Annotated in this window: 16 protein-coding genes; 7 read left to right on the forward strand and 9 right to left on the reverse strand. The window is 57.7% G+C overall.

The window, feature by feature from the left end:
* Nucleotides 1–2: 2 nt before the first annotated feature.
* From ATE40_RS10120 to ATE40_RS10130, 3 genes are all read left to right on the forward strand, one after another.
* Nucleotides 3–1,040: an ABC transporter permease gene (locus tag ATE40_RS10120; protein ID WP_043128958.1), complete on the forward strand. Its 1,038-nt coding sequence runs from the start codon at nucleotides 3–5 to the stop codon at nucleotides 1,038–1,040.
* A 33-nt stretch (nucleotides 1,041–1,073) separates the two neighbouring features.
* Nucleotides 1,074–2,081, forward strand: coding sequence for a substrate-binding domain-containing protein (locus ATE40_RS10125; protein ID WP_019452731.1), 1,008 nt, complete (start codon nucleotides 1,074–1,076; stop codon nucleotides 2,079–2,081).
* A 275-nt stretch (nucleotides 2,082–2,356) separates the two neighbouring features.
* A complete protein-coding gene (locus tag ATE40_RS10130) occupies nucleotides 2,357–2,620 on the forward strand; it encodes a hypothetical protein (RefSeq protein WP_019452732.1) in 264 nt (87 codons plus the stop codon).
* A 47-nt stretch (nucleotides 2,621–2,667) separates the two neighbouring features.
* Here the strand turns inward: ATE40_RS10130 and ATE40_RS10135 are convergent, their stop codons facing one another.
* Complete coding sequence (locus ATE40_RS10135; protein ID WP_063918452.1) at nucleotides 2,668–3,219, reverse strand: TetR/AcrR family transcriptional regulator; 552 nt, start codon at nucleotides 3,217–3,219, stop codon at nucleotides 2,668–2,670.
* Between the two features lie 128 nt (nucleotides 3,220–3,347).
* Here ATE40_RS10135 and smfY point away from each other — a divergent pair, with 128 nt between their 5' ends.
* Complete coding sequence (smfY, locus tag ATE40_RS10140) at nucleotides 3,348–4,820, forward strand: multidrug efflux MFS transporter SmfY (protein ID WP_019452734.1); 1,473 nt, start codon at nucleotides 3,348–3,350, stop codon at nucleotides 4,818–4,820.
* Nucleotides 4,821–5,020: 200 nt separating this feature from the next.
* Entirely contained in the window at nucleotides 5,021–5,512 is a 492-nt protein-coding gene (locus ATE40_RS10145; RefSeq protein WP_019452735.1) for a Dps family protein, read from the forward strand.
* A 45-nt stretch (nucleotides 5,513–5,557) separates the two neighbouring features.
* Here ATE40_RS10145 and ATE40_RS10150 read toward each other — a convergent pair whose 3' ends face one another.
* Nucleotides 5,558–5,734 (reverse strand): YciY family protein, encoded by a 177-nt coding sequence (locus tag ATE40_RS10150; protein ID WP_025159792.1) that lies wholly within the window; start codon nucleotides 5,732–5,734, stop codon nucleotides 5,558–5,560.
* A 242-nt stretch (nucleotides 5,735–5,976) separates the two neighbouring features.
* Here ATE40_RS10150 and cls point away from each other — a divergent pair, with 242 nt between their 5' ends.
* Together cls and ATE40_RS10160 are read left to right on the forward strand one after the other, a co-directional pair.
* Complete coding sequence (gene cls, locus ATE40_RS10155) at nucleotides 5,977–7,437, forward strand: cardiolipin synthase (protein ID WP_025159793.1); 1,461 nt, start codon at nucleotides 5,977–5,979, stop codon at nucleotides 7,435–7,437.
* Between the two features lie 55 nt (nucleotides 7,438–7,492).
* A complete protein-coding gene (locus ATE40_RS10160) occupies nucleotides 7,493–7,816 on the forward strand; it encodes an HI1450 family dsDNA-mimic protein (protein WP_004932139.1) in 324 nt (107 codons plus the stop codon).
* Nucleotides 7,817–7,889: 73 nt separating this feature from the next.
* Here ATE40_RS10160 and oppF read toward each other — a convergent pair whose 3' ends face one another.
* The 7 genes from oppF to ATE40_RS10195 all read right to left on the reverse strand — a co-directional run bounded on the left by oppF (nucleotide 7,890) and on the right by ATE40_RS10195 (nucleotide 16,605).
* Entirely contained in the window at nucleotides 7,890–8,891 is a 1,002-nt protein-coding gene (gene oppF, locus ATE40_RS10165; RefSeq protein WP_019452737.1) for a murein tripeptide/oligopeptide ABC transporter ATP binding protein OppF, read from the reverse strand.
* Complete coding sequence (gene oppD / locus ATE40_RS10170; protein WP_063918453.1) at nucleotides 8,888–9,904, reverse strand: ABC transporter ATP-binding protein; 1,017 nt, start codon at nucleotides 9,902–9,904, stop codon at nucleotides 8,888–8,890. The genes oppF and oppD overlap by 4 nt, the downstream gene beginning before the upstream one ends.
* 11 nt (nucleotides 9,905–9,915) lie before the next feature.
* Nucleotides 9,916–10,824: an oligopeptide ABC transporter permease OppC gene (oppC, locus tag ATE40_RS10175; protein ID WP_019452739.1), complete on the reverse strand. Its 909-nt coding sequence runs from the start codon at nucleotides 10,822–10,824 to the stop codon at nucleotides 9,916–9,918.
* A gap of 14 nt (nucleotides 10,825–10,838) precedes the next feature.
* Nucleotides 10,839–11,759, reverse strand: a complete 921-nt coding sequence (gene oppB, locus ATE40_RS10180; RefSeq protein ID WP_004932150.1) for an oligopeptide ABC transporter permease OppB — start codon at nucleotides 11,757–11,759, stop codon at nucleotides 10,839–10,841.
* An 82-nt stretch (nucleotides 11,760–11,841) separates the two neighbouring features.
* The gene (oppA, locus tag ATE40_RS10185; RefSeq protein ID WP_019452741.1) at nucleotides 11,842–13,479 is read right to left on the reverse strand and encodes an oligopeptide ABC transporter substrate-binding protein OppA; all 1,638 of its coding nucleotides are present in this window, start codon (nucleotides 13,477–13,479) and stop codon (nucleotides 11,842–11,844) included.
* 149 nt (nucleotides 13,480–13,628) lie between these two features.
* Nucleotides 13,629–15,266 (reverse strand): ABC transporter substrate-binding protein, encoded by a 1,638-nt coding sequence (locus ATE40_RS10190; protein WP_063918454.1) that lies wholly within the window; start codon nucleotides 15,264–15,266, stop codon nucleotides 13,629–13,631.
* Nucleotides 15,267–15,960: 694 nt separating this feature from the next.
* Nucleotides 15,961–16,605, reverse strand: coding sequence for a YchE family NAAT transporter (locus ATE40_RS10195; protein ID WP_015378089.1), 645 nt, complete (start codon nucleotides 16,603–16,605; stop codon nucleotides 15,961–15,963).
* Nucleotides 16,606–16,914 lie beyond the last annotated feature (309 nt).

Here is a 16,914-nt window from a genome sequence, read left to right on the forward strand (position 1 = left end):
CAATGAGCAGCGCCCACTCCTTATCACCAGGAATGTCATTTTTCACCCGCAATAAGCGCCGTATGCACAAATACGGCATTATCATCGCCTTTTTCGCCCTGTGCCTGACCGTGGCGCTGATTGGCGAATATCAGGTCGCCCAGGGGGCCTGGAGCAGCAATTATTTTCTCAGCAATGAAAACACCCTGATCGTCCTGCGCCAGGTCTCGATCAACGGCATTCTGGCAATCGGCATGACCTTCGTCATCATCACCGCCGGCGTCGATCTCTCCGTGGGTTCGGTGTTGGCGTTAAGCGGGATCGTCGCCGCCCGTTTCGCCACCAACAATAGCGGATTGGCTATCGGCGATACCGCGACCGCCGTCATGGCACCGCTGATTGTGGCGCTGGGCATCGGCATCGTCTGCGGCCTGGTGAACGGCACCGTGTTAGCCCGCTACCGGCTGCAACCCTTTATCGTCACCATGGGCATGCTCTCTGCGGCGCGCGGTTTAACCATGCTGACTACCAACGGCAATCCGGTTTCGCAATTGAACAGCGATTTCCGCTGGTTGGGCAATGGTTATGTCGGCGGCGTTCCGGTGCCCGTCATCATCTTCATCGTGCTGTTCGCCCTCGCCTGGCTGGTGCTGAATAAAACCCTCTTCGGGCGCTACATCTACGCCGTCGGCGGCAACCCGAAAAGCGCACGCACCTCTGGGATTAACGTCACTCGTATCAAGATACTGGTGTATACGCTGTGCGGCGCGCTGGCCGGCATCGCCGGTTTGATCCTCACCGCGCGCACCGGTTCGGCGCAAACCAACGCCGGCGCAGGCTATGAGCTGGACGCCATCGCCGCGGTGGTGATCGGCGGTACCAGCATGGCGGGCGGCGTCGGTACGCTGGTCGGCACCTTCTTCGGCGTGCTGATCATCGGGGTGATGAATAACGGCCTCGATCTGCTTGGCGTGCAATCGTATTACCAACAAATTATCAAAGGCGCATTGATCGTTCTTGCCGTCTTGCTCGACCCATCGCGTAAGCAACAGCGCGATTAATAACATCAGACCCAACTCTACCAGGAGAAAACCATGAATAAGACCAAGATAGCGTTGTTTGCCTCTGCCATGATGTTCGGCAGCCTGTCGGCTGCTCAGGCGGCCCCGGTTAAAATCGCGGTATTGATGTACGGCAACAAAGCCGAATTCGTGCAATTGATGGAAAGATTCGGCAAGGAACACCCGGCGGTGAAAAGCGGCGAAGCCGTGCTGACCTTCTACGATGGACGCTATGATGCCTCGGTGCAAAACGATCAGGCCGCCACCGCGATCCAGACGCGCGCCGACGCCATTATCGTCAACCCCATGGATTTTGAGGCCAATATCGATATCGTCACCAATGCCAACGAAGCCAAAATCCCGGTGGTGGTCACCAACGCGCGTCTGAACACGGACGCGATGACCTCTGAAGTGGTGTCTAACGATGAGCTGGGGGGATATCTCGAGGCCAAAGCCGTCCTGGACAAACTCGACTGCAAGAACCATAAGGTGAACGTGGTGATTATCGAAGGCCCGAAAGGCGGCAGCGGCGAGATCCAGCGCGGCAAGGGCAATGACAAAGCGATTGCCGAGTGCGGCGCCGGCCAGGTCACCGTGCTTGAACGCAAAACGGCCAACTGGTCGCGCGCTGAAGCGCAGCCGCTGATGGAAAACTGGCTGCAGAAACATCGGGGTAAAATCAACGGCGTGATTGGCCAGAACGACGAGATGGCGCTGGGCGCGATTGAAGCGATTAAAGGCGCCGGCCTGAATGTTAAGGACTTCGCGATCGCTGGCGTGGACGGCGTTTCCGACGCGATTCATGCGGTGCAGGCCGGTGAAATGGTCTCCATCCTGCAAGACGCCAAAGGCCAGATGCAGGGTTCCATCGACGTCGCATTGCGCGCCGTGAAAGGTGAAAGCTATCAACCACAGTCGGATATCTGGAAACAATACGCCAAGGATCTGAAATGGGAAGGCGGCACGCAGAAGCATTACTACATTCCGTGGACCGTCGTCACCCCAGAGAATGCCCAATCGCTGTTGGATGCCCGTAAATAACCCTTAGCCCCCCCTCTCCGGGGGGCCCGCCCGCACGTAAACAAAAAAAAGCCAGCACGGAGTGGCTGGCTTAAAGGTTCTTCGAGGGAATATCTTGTTCGATAAACATACGCCTGCCGCTGCCCATTGACTAACTATCAGTGTGATAGGCACAGCCGTCAGCGGCGATTTATTATTGCCGCCGCAGAGCAAACCGCCGCCGCTGATCTACACTTTAGCCGTATTTCAGATGCAGTTACGGGTCATTTTTATTTTCGAATCGAAAAGGAATAATTATGAAGGCAACTAAATATCTCTTGGCACTGCTGGCGTTCACCTCTTTCTCATCGCTGGCGGCGATTGAAATCACCCGGGAAGAGGCGGCGAAACATACCGAGATTGGTCCGGTGACCATTTCGCAAGACGGCGACGACACCGTGGGGATCGATCACGCGCGCCTGTCGAAAGCGGTGGACGAAAAAGGCGGCAAGTATTACGTCATTATTGGCCGCGAGGGCAAAACCACCTTCGAAACCATCAATGCGATAGCCTATAAATAATCGGGTTTATCCTGCGGCAGGCTGACACCTGCCGCTTAATTCATTCGTTATTTATCTCCGTCCGCCAGTATCAACGCCTGCATATCGGCGAACATCGTTTCCCACTCCGCCTGGTCGATATCCATCAAACCGAAATAACGCAGCATAAAAGCGCCTTCGGTGGCGAGAAACGCCAGGCGCGCGCGCTTGCCCTCTTCGCTCGTCAAATCGAGCCCGGCGATGCGGCTGCGGTACCATTCGCGCGTACTCGCCAGATGCTCCGGCGTTTGAATCAGCGTCGCCATCAGCCCGGCGGCCTTGGCGCTGGCGGTCTGATCCGAACTTTGGGTCGCCAACATATGCGCCCGCACGCCGGTCTGTGGCGAAGGGTCGGCGCCGGCGATATCCGCGAACAGCGCTTCATAGGCGCTGCCCCAGCGATCGAACATGGCGTCGATCAAGGCGTCCTTGCTACCGAAGCAATACTGCACCCCACCCTTGGAGATCCCCATCGCTTTGGCGACGGCGTCGATGGTCAAGCCGGCGGCGCCCTGAGTGGCGACGATCTCTTCGGCGGTGTCCAAAACCTTATCGCGATCGATGCTGCGTTGACGTCCCATTAAGAAACCCTTCTTTTCAATACGAACGTATGGATATATATTATCAACCAGTATACCACCCGGCGTCGCCGGAGGGTTACCGGAATGGCGGCGCCTTCGCGCCGCCCACTTTAGTGGATGAATGACTTATGTACGCCAAGAACCGCTGGCTGATCCTGGCCCTGATCGCCAGCGCCCTTTTCCTGATCGTTATCGATATGACGGTGTTATATACCGCGCTGCCGCGCTTGACCCAGGCGTTGGACGCCAGCGCCTCGCAGAAACTGTGGATCGTCAACGCCTACCCGTTGGTGGTGGCCGGGCTGTTGCCCGGCGCCGGGATGCTGAGCGACCGCATCGGCCATAAGCGGCTGTTTCTGGCCGGGCTGCCGGTGTTTGCCGTCGCTTCTCTGTGCGCCGCCTTCTCGCCAACCGCCGAGTGGCTGATCGCCGCACGGGTGTTCCTCGCCGTTGGCGCGGCGATGATGATGCCCGCCACGCTGTCCATCGTGCGCCACGTCTTTACCGACGAACGCGAGCGCGCGCTGGCGATCGGCATCTGGGCCTCGGTGGCCTCCGGCGGCGCGGCCATCGGCCCGGTGGTCGGCGGCCTGTTGCTGGAGTATTTCTGGTGGGGTTCGGTGTTCCTGATCAACGTGCCGGTGGTGCTGCTGGTCTGGCCGCTGGCGTGGAAACTGATCCCGCGCTGCGGCGGCGATAACCCGCGCCCTTCTGACATCGTCGGTTCGGTACAGATCATGATCGGCCTGGTCGGCGCTATCTACGCGCTGAAAGAGCTGAGCAAGCCGGCGCCAGACATCGGCGCCTTGATCGCGGCGGCCCTGATCGGCGCGCTGTTCCTGGCGATGTTCGTGCGCCGCCAGCAGCGCAGCGCCAATCCGATGATCGATTTCTCCCTGTTCCGCAACCGGCTGTTCGCCGGCGGCATCGGCGTAGCGCTGCTGTCGATGGTGGCGCTGATCGGCGTCGAGCTGGTACTCAGCCAACGCTTGCAACTGGTGCTCGGCCTCAGTCCACTGCAGGCGGCGCTGTTTATCTTGCCGATCCCGCTGGCTTCGGCGTTGGCGGGGCCGATGGCCGGTTTGCTGTTGCCGCGCTACGGCGAACGCAGCATCATCCTCGGCGGTTTCGCCCTGACCGCTTTCGGCATCGCCGCCCTCGCCCTGCTGTCTCAGAGCGGCATGGCGCCGCAGCTGGTGAGCCTGGCGTTGGTGGGTTTTGGCCTCGGCGGCGTGATCACCGCCGCGTCCACCGCCATCATGTTGAATGCGCCGGAGGAGAAATCCGGCATGGCCGCATCGATCGAGGACGTCTCCTATGAGCTGGGCGGCGTGCTGGGTGTAACGTTGCTCGGCGGGCTGATGACGGCGGTTTACAGCCACAGTCTGGCGCTGCCGGCGGAACTGCCGGTCAGCGATTTGGCCTACGACAGCATCGACGAAGCGTTGCGTCTGGCGGCCGGGATGGCGGCCGATCGCGCGCAGCAGCTGACTCAGCTGGCGCGGTTGGCCTTCGATCGCGCATTTATTACGGTGTTGATCGCCGCTGCGCTGTTGATGGCGCTGGGCGCCGGCGCGGTAAAACTGGCGCTGCGCAAGTAACCGATAAAAGCGGCTTTTTTCGTCTGCGGATCCTGCGTACACTGATTCGGCAATTTGCTCGACGGATTTATCGTCATCGGTTTGAGCGATGGCAATGATGACTGATATCGTGTTTAACCCTGCGATAAATCCGGTTACTGTAACAGCTATGGAAATGAATTCTGTCTACCCTTGGAACGAATAATCAGGAGAAGATTATTATGGCAACGGCGAAGAAAGCAGCGAAAACCCATATCGGCCTCGACAGTAAACAATCGGCAAAACTCGCCGAAGCGCTGAATGCGCTGTTGGCGAATTATCAGGTGCTGTATATGAACGTGCGCGGCTATCACTGGAATATTACCGGCCCGCAATTCTTTGAGCTGCACGCAAAATTCGAAGAAACTTACAACGATCTGCTGACCAAGGTGGATGAGCTGGCGGAACGCATTCTGACGCTGGGCTCGCAGCCGCGTCACGCTTACAGCGACTATCTGAAAACCGCCGATATCAAGGAACACACCAACGTGACCGATGATAAAGGCACGCTGCGCGGCCTGTTGGAAGGGTATTCAATCTTGCTGCAACAGCAGCGCGAACTGCTGACGGTGGCGGCCGATGCCGGCGACGAAGGCACCGCGTCGCTGATGAGCGATTACATCAAAGAACAGGAAAAACAGGTCTGGATGCTCAACGCCTATCTGGGCAAATAACCCAGGCTCCATGACAAAACAGTCCCTCACGGGACTGTTTTCGTTTTACCACTCGCAGGATACCGCAAACAGCAGCGCACGCCGGTGCTGATCGTCCAGGCGGCGGCGCACCCGGATGATATGGCGATTGCTGCACGACTGGCGCTCCAGCCAGCGATGCCGGCGGCGTTGGCTCTGCCGCAACATGCGCCAGCGGCCCACTTCATTTCTACTGCGTCTCATAATTCCGTCACTCGTTCGTCTAATGCCAACCGCGGGCATTATAGCCCTTTCGGCTCATGATCCAAGTCGCCGTTATCGACGGCACAGCGGACGCCACACGGGCAAAAGCCGCCCTTTCATTTTCAGCAAGTGCCTTAACTTCATCATATTTATGTAACATAAGCGCCGATAAAAGGTTTCGCCTTGACCGATCTGTGCGTACACTCATCATTGGTGGTTTGCGAACGGGATTTTTCGCCTTTATGACAACATTTTATACCGTAATCAGTTGGCTCATGGTGTTCGGCTACTGGCTGCTGATCGCCGGCGTGACGATGCGCATTTTGATGAAACGCCGTGCGGTTCCCTCCGCCATGGCCTGGCTGCTGGTTATCTATATTCTGCCGCTGTTCGGCATCGTAGCCTATTTATCCTTCGGCGAGCTGCACCTGGGCAAACGCCGGGCCGAGCGCGCCAAAGCCATGTGGCCGTCGACCGCACGCTGGCTGAAGGAATTGAAAGAGAGCCGCCGCATCTTCGCCACCGAGTATAGCGAGGTCGCCGAGCCGCTGTTCCAGCTGTGCAATCGTCGCCAGGGCATCGACGGCGTCAAGGGCAACCAGCTGCAGCTGCTCACCACCACCGACGACACGCTCAAAGCGTTGATCCGCGACATCGAACTGGCGCGCCACAACATCGAGATGGTGTTCTATATCTGGCAGCCCGGCGGCCTGGTCGATCAGGTGGCCGAATCGCTGATGGCCGCCGCCCGACGCGGCGTACACTGCCGCCTGATGCTGGACTCCGCCGGCAGCCTGCAATTCTTCCGCAGCCCCTACCCGGCGATGATGCGCAACGCCGGCATCGAAGTGGTCGAAGCGCTGAAGGTCAATCTGCTGCGCGTATTCCTGCGCCGCATGGATCTGCGCCAGCACCGCAAGGTGGTGCTGATCGACAACTATATCGCCTATACCGGCAGCATGAACATGGTCGACCCCCGTTACTTCAAGCAGGATGCGGGCGTCGGCCAATGGATCGATCTGATGGCGCGCATGGAAGGCCCGGTGGCCACCACCATGGGCATCGTCTATGCCTGCGACTGGGAAATTGAAACCGGAAAGCGCATTCTGCCGCCGCCGCCGGACGTCAACATCATGCCGTTCGAGCAAGAGAGCGGCCACACCATTCAGGTGATCGCCTCCGGCCCCGGCTTCCCCGAGGAGATGATCCACCAGGCGCTGTTGACCGCGGTCTATTCCGCGCGCGAGCAGCTGATCATGACCACGCCGTATTTCGTACCGAGCGACGATCTGCTGCACGCCATCTGCACCGCCGCCCTACGCGGCGTCGAGGTCAGCATCATCGTGCCACGCGACAACGATTCGATGATGGTGCGCTGGGCCAGCCGGGCGTTCTTCTCCGAGCTGCTGGAAGCCGGCGTGAAAATCTATCAGTTCGAAGGCGGCCTGCTGCATACCAAAAGCGTCCTGGTGGACGGCCAGCTCAGCCTGGTCGGCACCGTCAATCTGGATATGCGCAGCCTGTGGCTGAACTTCGAAATCACGCTGGTGATCGACGACGACGGCTTCGGCAGCGATCTGGCCTGCGTGCAGGAAGATTACATCGCCCGCTCCAAGCTGCTGAACGCCAAAGAGTGGTTGAAGCGGCCGTTCTGGCATCGCCTGGTCGAGCGCCTGTTCTACTTTTTCAGCCCGCTGCTGTAAAAGCCGCGGCGAGCGTGCTTTAATAGCGCCAAATCATTTGTTATCAGGATTTTTTATGGATTTGAATAACCGCCTTACCGAAGACGAAACGCTGGAACAGGCCTACGATATCTTCCTTGAATTGGCCGGCGACAATCTGGATCCGGCGGATATTCTGCTGTTCAATCTGCAGTTTGAAGAGCGCGGCGGCGCCGAACTGTACGATCCCTCCGAAGACTGGAGCGAGCACGTGGATTACGACCTGAACCCGGACTTCTTCGCCGAAGTGGTGATCGGTCTGGCGGACAGCGACGGCGAGCCGATCAATGACGTGTTCGCTCGCGTGCTGATCTGCCGCGAGAAAGACCACAAGCTGTGCCACATTCTGTGGAAAGAGTGATTCGCCGCTGGCGTCTCGGATAAAAAAAGCCCCGCTCAGTCAGCGGGGCTTTTTGTTGCCGGCTAACGGCACATTACAGCGGGTCGACCTTCAGGCAGGAAACCGCGTGGCGGAAACTGCCCTCCAGCAGCGGACGCGTTTTGGCGCACTCCGGCCCGGCGATCGGGCAGCGGGTACGGAACACGCAGCCTGACGGCGGGTTGATCGGCGAAGGCAGTTCCCCTTCCAGCAGCTGGATCTGTTTTTCCTTCTCCTTGTCCGGATCCGGGATCGGCACCGCCGACATCAACGCCTTGGTGTAAGGGTGCTGCGGATTGTGGTACACCTCGTCATAGGTGCCCAGCTCCACCGCATGGCCCAGGTACATCACCAGCACGCGATCGGAAATGTGCTTTACCACCGCCAAATCGTGGGCGATAAAGATCAACGACAGGCCCATCTCGCGCTGCAGCTGCTGCAACAGGTTCACCACCTGCGCCTGAATCGACACGTCCAGCGCGGAGACCGGCTCGTCGCAGATCACCAGCTTCGGCTCGAGGATCAGCGCACGCGCGATGCCGATGCGCTGGCACTGGCCGCCGGAGAACTCGTGCGGATAACGGTTGATCAGGTTAGGCAGCAGGCCGACCTTCAGCATCATCGCCTTGACCTTGTCCTTCACTTCCTGACGCGGCATTTTCGGGTAGTAGGTGCGCAGCGGCTCGGCGATGATCTCGCCGATGGTCATGCGCGGGTTGAGCGAAGCCAGCGGATCCTGGAAGATCATCTGAATATCGCTGCGGGTTTTGCGCCAGTCGGCGTCGCTCATGCCCAGCAGATCTTTACCCAACCAGGCGACGCGCCCGCTGGTGGCCTTCACCAGGCCGATGATGGCGCGCGCGAAGGTGGATTTGCCGCAGCCGGATTCGCCGACCACGCCGAGGGTCTCGCCCTCGAACAGCCGCAGCGTAACGCCATCGACCGCCTTCAGGGTTTTCGGCGGTTGCCAGAACCACTGCTTGTCGTCATGAATGTCGAAGTGCACTTTCAGATCGGCCACTTCGAGCAGCACTTTCTTGTCGGTTACCGCTGTCATACCAACGCCTCCACCGGTTTAAAGCAGGCGCGCAGGCGCCCTTCCCCAAATTGCTCCAACGGCGGAGCGCTCGCGCACTGTTCCATGGCATGCGGGCAGCGCGGCTGGAACGGGCAGCCTTTCGGCAACCGCAGCAGGTTCGGCGGGTTGCCGGGAATGGTCAGCAACGCCTCGCCTTCAGCGTCGAGACGCGGCACCGCGTTCAACAGGCCGATAGAGTACGGGTGGCTCGGCTGGTAGAACACTTCACGCGCGCTGCCGTATTCCATGGTGCGGCCGGCGTACATCACCAGCACCTTGTTGCAGATGCCGGCCACCACGCCCAGATCGTGGGTAATCATGATGATGGCGGTGTTGAACTCACGCTTCAGCTCGTTCAGCAATGTCATAATCTGCGCCTGAACGGTCACGTCCAATGCGGTGGTCGGCTCGTCGGCGATCAGCAGCTTCGGCCGGCACAGCAGCGCCATGGCGATCATCACGCGCTGGCGCATGCCGCCGGAAAACTCGTGCGGGTACATGCGCATGCGCTTGCGCGCCTCCGGCATTTTCACCGCGTCGAGCATGCGCACCGACTCTTCGAAGGCTTCGCTTTTGCTCATTTTCTTATGCAGCATCAGCACTTCCATCAGCTGCTCGCCAACGCGCATATACGGGTTAAGCGAGGTCATCGGGTCCTGGAAGATCATCGAAATCTCTTCTGCCCGCAGCTTGTTGAGCTGATTTTCCGGCAGGTTGAGGATTTCGCGGCCGTTGAATTTGGCCGATCCGCCGATGCGGCCATTGCTGGCCAGCAGCCCCATCAGGGCGAACGCGGTCTGCGATTTGCCGGAACCGGATTCACCGACGATGCCCAGCGTTTCGCCGGCGCGCAGATCGAAGTTCAGATCGTTCACCGCCGTCACGTCGCCGTCCGGGGTCGTGAACGTGACGCGCAGATCTTTCACGTCCAGCAGCGGCGAGGTTTTGACGCCGACGCCGGTTTGCAACTCAGGATGTTCAATGGTGCTCATGATTGCACTCCTTAACGATCTTTCGGGTCGAGGGCGTCACGCAGGCCATCGCCGATAAAGTTGAAACAGAACAGAGTGACAACCAGGAAACCCGCCGGGAACAGCAGCAACCACGGTGAAACTTCCATTGAGTTGGCGCCGTCGCTGAGCAAGGCGCCCCAGCTGCTGAGCGGCTCTTGCGTGCCCAGCCCCAGGAAGCTGAGGAAGGATTCGAACAGGATCATGCTCGGTACCAGCAGCGACGCATACACCACCACCACGCCGAGCACGTTCGGCACGATATGCCGCAGCACGATATTGCGCGTGGAGACGCCGCACACCAGCGCCGCTTCGATAAACTCCTTACGCTTCAAACCGAGGGTTTGGCCGCGCACGATACGCGCCATATCCAGCCACGACACCATGCCGATCGCCACGAAGATCAACAGGATATTTTGGCCAAAGAAAGTCACCAGCAGGATCACGAAGAACATGAACGGGAAGGAGTTGAGGATCTCCAGCAAGCGCATCATCACCGAATCGATCTTGCCGCCCAGATAGCCGGACATCGCGCCGTACAGAGTGCCGACGATCACCGCCACCAGCGCCGCTGCCACGCCGACCATCAGCGAGATGCGCCCGCCGATCGCCACGCGCACCAGCAGATCGCGCCCGGAGGAGTCGGTGCCGAAATAGTGCCCCGATTCGAAGCTCGGCACCGCGGACATCATCGCCCAGTCGGTATCGTCATAGGCAAATTGCGACAGCATCGGCGCCAGCACCACAAACAGCGTGATCAGCGCCAGTACGAACAGGCTGCTGACCGCCGCGCGGTTGTGCATAAAGCGCCGACGCGCGTCTTGCCACAGGCTGCGCCCTTCCACTTCCAGCTTCTCGCTGAAGTTTTCCAGAGCTTCGCTGTTCTTTTTAGTCAACATCATTCGCGTGCTCCAGATTAATAACGGATTTTCGGATCGATGACCGCATACAGCACATCGACGATCGCGTTGAACAGAATGGTCAGGGCGCCCACCAAAATGGTCAGGCTCAGCACCAGGGAGTAATCGCGGTTCAGCGCGCCGTTAACGAACAGCTGGCCGATCCCCGGCAAACCATAAATGGTTTCGATCACCATCGAACCGGTAATGATGCCGACGAAGGCCGGGCCCATGTAGGACAGCACCGGTAACAGCGCCGGCTTCAGCGCATGGCGGAAAATGATGCGGCGCATCGGCAAGCCTTTGGCGCGCGCGGTGCGAATGAAGTTGGAGTGCAGCACTTCGATCATCGAGCCGCGCGTGATACGGGCGATACTGGCGATATAGGCCAGCGACAGCGCCACCATCGGCAAGATGATGAACTTTGGCGCACCGCCGTTCCAGCCACCGCCCGGCAGCCATTTCAGCGTGATGGCGAAGATCAGCACCAGCAGCGGCGCCACCACGAAACTGGGTATCACCACCCCGGTCATGGCGAACCCCATCACCGTATAGTCCCATTTGGTGTTCTGATTCAGCGCGGCGATAACGCCAGCGCTAACGCCCAGCACCACCGCCAGCAAAAATGCGGCCAGGCCGAGTTTGGCGGAAACCGGGAACGAGCTGGCGACCAGATCGTTGACCGAATAGTCCTTGTATTTAAAGGATGGGCCGAAGTCTCCCTGCGCAAGCTGCGCCAAATAATGACCGTACTGTTTCCAGATAGGATCGTTCAAATGATATTTGGCTTCGATATTGGCCATGACTTCCGGCGGCAAAGCGCGCTCCCCGGTAAAGGGGCTGCCGGGCGCCAGACGCATCATGAAGAATGAGATGGTGATAAGGATAAATAGTGTCGGGATCGCTTCCAACAAGCGACGAAGTATAAATTTAAGCATTGCCCTAACCCTGTGCGACAGCCTGATGACGGCTTATTATTCTCAACATGGGCCGGCGGCTGCGCCGCCGGCTCTTACCGTATCAATGCTTGATGATGTACAGGTTTTTGTCGTACACGTTATCAAGCGGGTCTTTGCCGGTGTAGCCACCGACGTAAGGTTTCACCAAACGGGCGTTCACGTAGTAATACAGCGGAACGATGGCGGAATCTTTATCCAGCTGAACTTCCGCTTTCTGATACAGATCGGCGCGCTCGTCTTTGGTCTTCGCGGTCAACACGTTCGCCATCAGCTTGTCGAACTCGGCGCTCTTGTAGTGCGGGGTGTTACTGCTGCTGTCGGACAGCATCATGTTCAGGAACGAGCTCGGCTCGTTGTAATCGGCACACCAGCCGGCGCGCGCCACGTCATAGGTACCCTGATGGCGGGTATCCAGGAAGGTTTTCCACTCCTGGTTCACCAGCTTCACGTCCACGCCCAGGTTTTTCTTCCAGATGGAGGCGGCGGCGATCGCCAGCTTCTTGTGCAAGTCGGAGGTGTTGTACAGCAGGGAGAAAGTCAGCGGTTTACCCGGGCCGTAGCCGGCGTCCGCCAGCAGTTTCTTCGCCACTTCGTTGCGTTTTTCCTGCGTCCAACCGAACCACTCTGGCGGGGTCAGCTTGGCGCCGTCGGTGTATGGCGGCGTAAAGCTGTAGGCCGGCAGATCGCCCTGGTTTTTCACCTTGTTGACGATAATGTCGCGGTCCATGCCCAGCTTCAGCGCTTCACGCACGCGCGCATCGGTGAACGGCGCCTTCTGGTTGTTGATTTCGTAGTAATAGGTGCACAGATAAGGATCGACGTGCACCTCTTTCGGGATCTCTTTCTTCAGCTTCTGGAACAGTTCGATCGGCATGTTGTTGTAGGTCATGTCGATTTCACCGGTGCGGTAGCGGTTAACGTCGGTCACTTCCGACGAAATAGGCAGGAACGTCACTTTATTGATGATGGTTTTGGCGTTGTCCCAATATTCCGGGTTGCGCTCCAGCACGATGCGTTCGTTGACGATCCAGTCTTTCAGTTTATAGGCGCCGTTGCTGACGTAGTTGGCCGGCAGCGTCCACTTCTCGCCGAACTTCTCCACCGCGTCTTTATAAACCGGCTTCATGGCGTAGTGCGGGGTCATTTCAACCAGATAAGGCACCGGCTCGCTCAAGGTTACCTGGAAGGTGTGGTCGTCGATGGCCTTCACGCCCAGCGTCGATTTGTCTTTTTTGCCGGCGATGATGTCATCGACGTTTTCTACGTGAGCGTATTGCAGATAGCTGGCGTAAGGCGAAGCGGTTTTCGGATCGACCACGCGCTGCCAGCTGTAGACGAAATCTTGCGCCGTCACCGGCTTGCCGTTGGACCATTTGGCGTCTTTACGCAGGTGGAAGGTCCAGACTTTGAAATCCTTGTTATCCCAGCTTTCCGCAACCCCTGGCACGATAGAACCGTCCGGGCTGTTGTTCGCCAGGCCTTCCATCAGATCGCGGGTGACGTTATTTTCCGGCACGCCCTCGATTTTATGCGGATCCAGCGACTGCACTTCGGAACCGTTGTTTTTGACGATTTCTTGCTTGTCGGCCAGCTGCACGCCCGCAGGAACGTCAGCGGCGAAAGCGCCCGCGGTTGCTGTGATGCCCAGCGCGGCGATAACGCCAGCGGCAATGAGAGTTTTCTTCGTGATGTTGGTCATGCTTATCGACTCCAGTTTTTATTATCACAGGCTCTCCGTGGAGCCTGCGTTGCCCGTTAGCGGACTCTGTTTTACCGCCGCCGCGGAACGAATGCGGCGGCCGGCCTTCCCCCATATTCCTCTGCGGTTCGACGCGAGGAATACCCCTTTTACTGCTTGATAATGTACAGATTCTTAACGTCGGTATAGTCCAGCGGATCTTTGCCGGTGAACCCGCCCACCGTCGGTTTGATCAATCGCGCACTGACGCGGTAATAAACCGGGATCAACGCGGAGTCTCTATCCAGCTGCGCTTCCGCCTGCTGGTAGAGCGCGGCGCGCGCAGCTTCATCCGGCGCCTTCAACGTCGCGGCCATGATGGCGTCGAACGCCGGGCTCTTATAAAACACGGTATTGATGCTGCTGTTGGACAACACCAGATTCAGGAAGGCGCTCGGTTCGTTGTAATCCCCGCACCAGGTGGCGCGCGCCACGTCGTATTGCCCCTGATGGCGGCTTTCCAGCGAGGTTTTCCACTCCTGATTGCGCAGCGTGACGTCGGCGCCGAGATTCTTCTTCCACATCGACGCGGCGGCGATCGCCTGCTGTTTGTTTTGATCGGAGGTGTTGTACAACAGCGAGAATTTCAGCGGTTTGGCGTCGCTGTAGCCCGCTTCCGCCAGCAGTTTTTTGGCTTCGGCATTGCGCTGTTCCTGGCTCCATCCGGCCCACGCCGGCTGAGTGAAGTTGGCGCCTTCCGTGAAGGTCGGCGTAAAGCTGTAGGCCGGGATCTGCCCCTGGCCCATGATCTTGTTGGCGATGATGTCGCGATCCAGCGTCATTTTCACCGCCGCGCGCACGCGCGGATCGGTGAACGGCGCCCGCTGGTTATTGAGCTCGTAATAGAAGGTGCACAGATAAGGGTTAACGTGCAGCTGCTCGGGCACTTCGCGTTTCATTTTGACGTACAGATACGGCGGGATGGCGCTGTTGGTGATGTCGATCTCGCCACTGCGGAAGCGGTTGACGTCGCTGACTTCCGAAGCGATCGGCAGGAAGGTCGCCTGATTGATCACCGTCTGCTTGTCATTCCAGTAGCTCGGGCTGCGCACCAGTACGATGCGTTCGTTCACCACCCACTCTTTCAGGCGGTAAGCGCCGTTGCCGACATAGTTGGCGGGCAGCGTCCATTTGTCGCCAAATTTCTCCACCACCGCGCGCTTGACCGGCTTGAGCGACGTGTGACTCAGCATGCTGATGAAATACGGCACCGGCTCGCTCAGGGTCACCTGCAGCGTCTGGTCGTCCAACGCCTTGACGCCGAGCGTCTGCGGGCTCTTTTTGCCGGTCAGGATGTCGTCGATATTCTCGACCTTGGTGTATTGCAGATAGCTGGCGTACGGCGAGGCGATTTTCGGATCGGCCAAACGCTGCCAGCTGTAGACGAAGTCTTGCGCGGTCACCGGGCTGCCGTCACTCCACACCGCGCCAGGGCGCAGGTGGAAGGTCCACTGCCGATAATCCTGATTTTCCCAGCGGGTCGCCGCCGCCGGCACCACATGCCCGTTGGCGTCGGTGCTCACCAGCCCTTCCAGCAGGTTAAGAATGATATTGCTTTCCGGCACCCCCTCGACCTTATGCGGATCCAATGAAGCCACTTCGCTGCCGTTGTTAATCACAATATTCTGCTGCTGCGCCAATTGGACGCCGGCTGGAATCTCAGCCGCCAAACTGCTATTTACGGCGCCGACGCTCAACGCGCCGCTAATCAACAAGGTCAAAGAAGTGCGCTTCAGGGTTTGCTGCATAATCGAGGCTCCTTTTCACCGACAAGCATCGCTTATCGAAGTTTGTGAAGTGTTTATAAGAATTCTAAATAAACGGATACCAGCAAAAATCATTCCCGTTTTTGTGGCGCATTTCAGTTAATTGACCACGGGAAAGTTGCTCGGAAATTAGCAGAAGCCAAATTCCATAGCCAATAAATTTTACGAAAATGTTAAGCAATTCTCTTTTATCGCACCAAGCCTCGTCCGCCCCCTGAGATCGGGGCCGCGTAAAGGCAATCTCATGGCTTTGATTTTAAAGATAAAAAAACAAAAACCATTTCATTTGAAACCGTTAGTGCAATCTCACCGCCACACAAAGAAACATTCAGTTAACAATCTGGCCATTCAAAGAACAAACACCTGCCAATGGGGCGGTTAATCACTAATAACACCTGGATGAAAGTGAGACAAGCCCCACAGAATGATGTGATTAATTTAACAACAGCTTGACCGTTGAACGGGGGCAAAAATGGCAGAAATGGGGAAGGAAAAGTGTTTGAAATAATGCTTAGCGTTTTTTTTGAGCAGCAACATGAGATTTATGCAACATAAGAGTGCAACGGCTTAAATTTTATTCACTCCATGCACTATAATAATGCGAACTAATAAATAATTTAAATTTTAAAATTAACTTTAGCCGCGCCAATAGGCGAGACGCGGCTAAACGCGGCTATCACAACAGACCGGGGAATATCGCCTTAATGCCGGTCACGATAAATTCGATTCCAAGCGCCATCAGCAACAGGCCCATGATACGGGTGATTACGTTAATGCCGGTCTGCCCCAGCAAGCGTACCAACAGCGGCGCGGCACGGAACAACAGCCAGCAACAAAATGCGAACAAAGCGATCGCCACCGTGAAGCCGAGCAGGCTTTGCCAGTTGTGATAGCGGGAACTCCAGACGATGGTGGAACTGATGGCCCCCGGCCCCGCCATCAGCGGCAGCGCTAACGGCACCACGCCGATGCTCTCGCGGATCGCGCTCTCCGATTTTTCCTGCTTGTTCTGTTTGTCTTCCCCCAGCTTGCCGCTGATCATCGACATGGCTATGGTCACCACCAGAATACCGCCGGCGATGCGAAACGAATCGATAGAGATGCCGAACATGCGCAAGATCCCTTCACCCAGGAACAACGACGTCCACAGAATGATGGCGACCGACAGGTTGGCGGTCAGGTTGGTTTTGTTGCGCCCGGCTTCCGCCTGGTAGCTGGTCATGCTGATAAACACCGGCAAAATGCCGACCGGGTTGACCAGCGCAAACAGACCGACAAAGAACTTGATAAAGCCGGAAAGATCCAACAGAGATTGGCCCACAGATGGCTCCGCATTAATCGCTATGAAAAGGTGTGCTGCCTATGCGCGCTAATGTAATGGAATTGGCGCGGGTAATCCATCCGGCCCGAGCAGCATTTTTGACTGCCAGAAAGTTATGAGACGAAACAAATGCCCTTTGTTAAAGTGATGTATGGCCTTTTGATTTTTTATGTTGAAAAAAGAGTCACCGCTCACAGTTATCAAGAATGATTCCCAACACCAGCAAGCTGAAAGGTGTCAGCTTGCGCTTTTCATGATTTAGATCACAAATAAACTACCCAACAGTGGGTAAGCTCTTAGTCGTAGTCA

This window comes from Serratia surfactantfaciens, assembly GCF_001642805.2.
Lineage (GTDB): Bacteria > Pseudomonadota > Gammaproteobacteria > Enterobacterales > Enterobacteriaceae > Serratia > Serratia surfactantfaciens.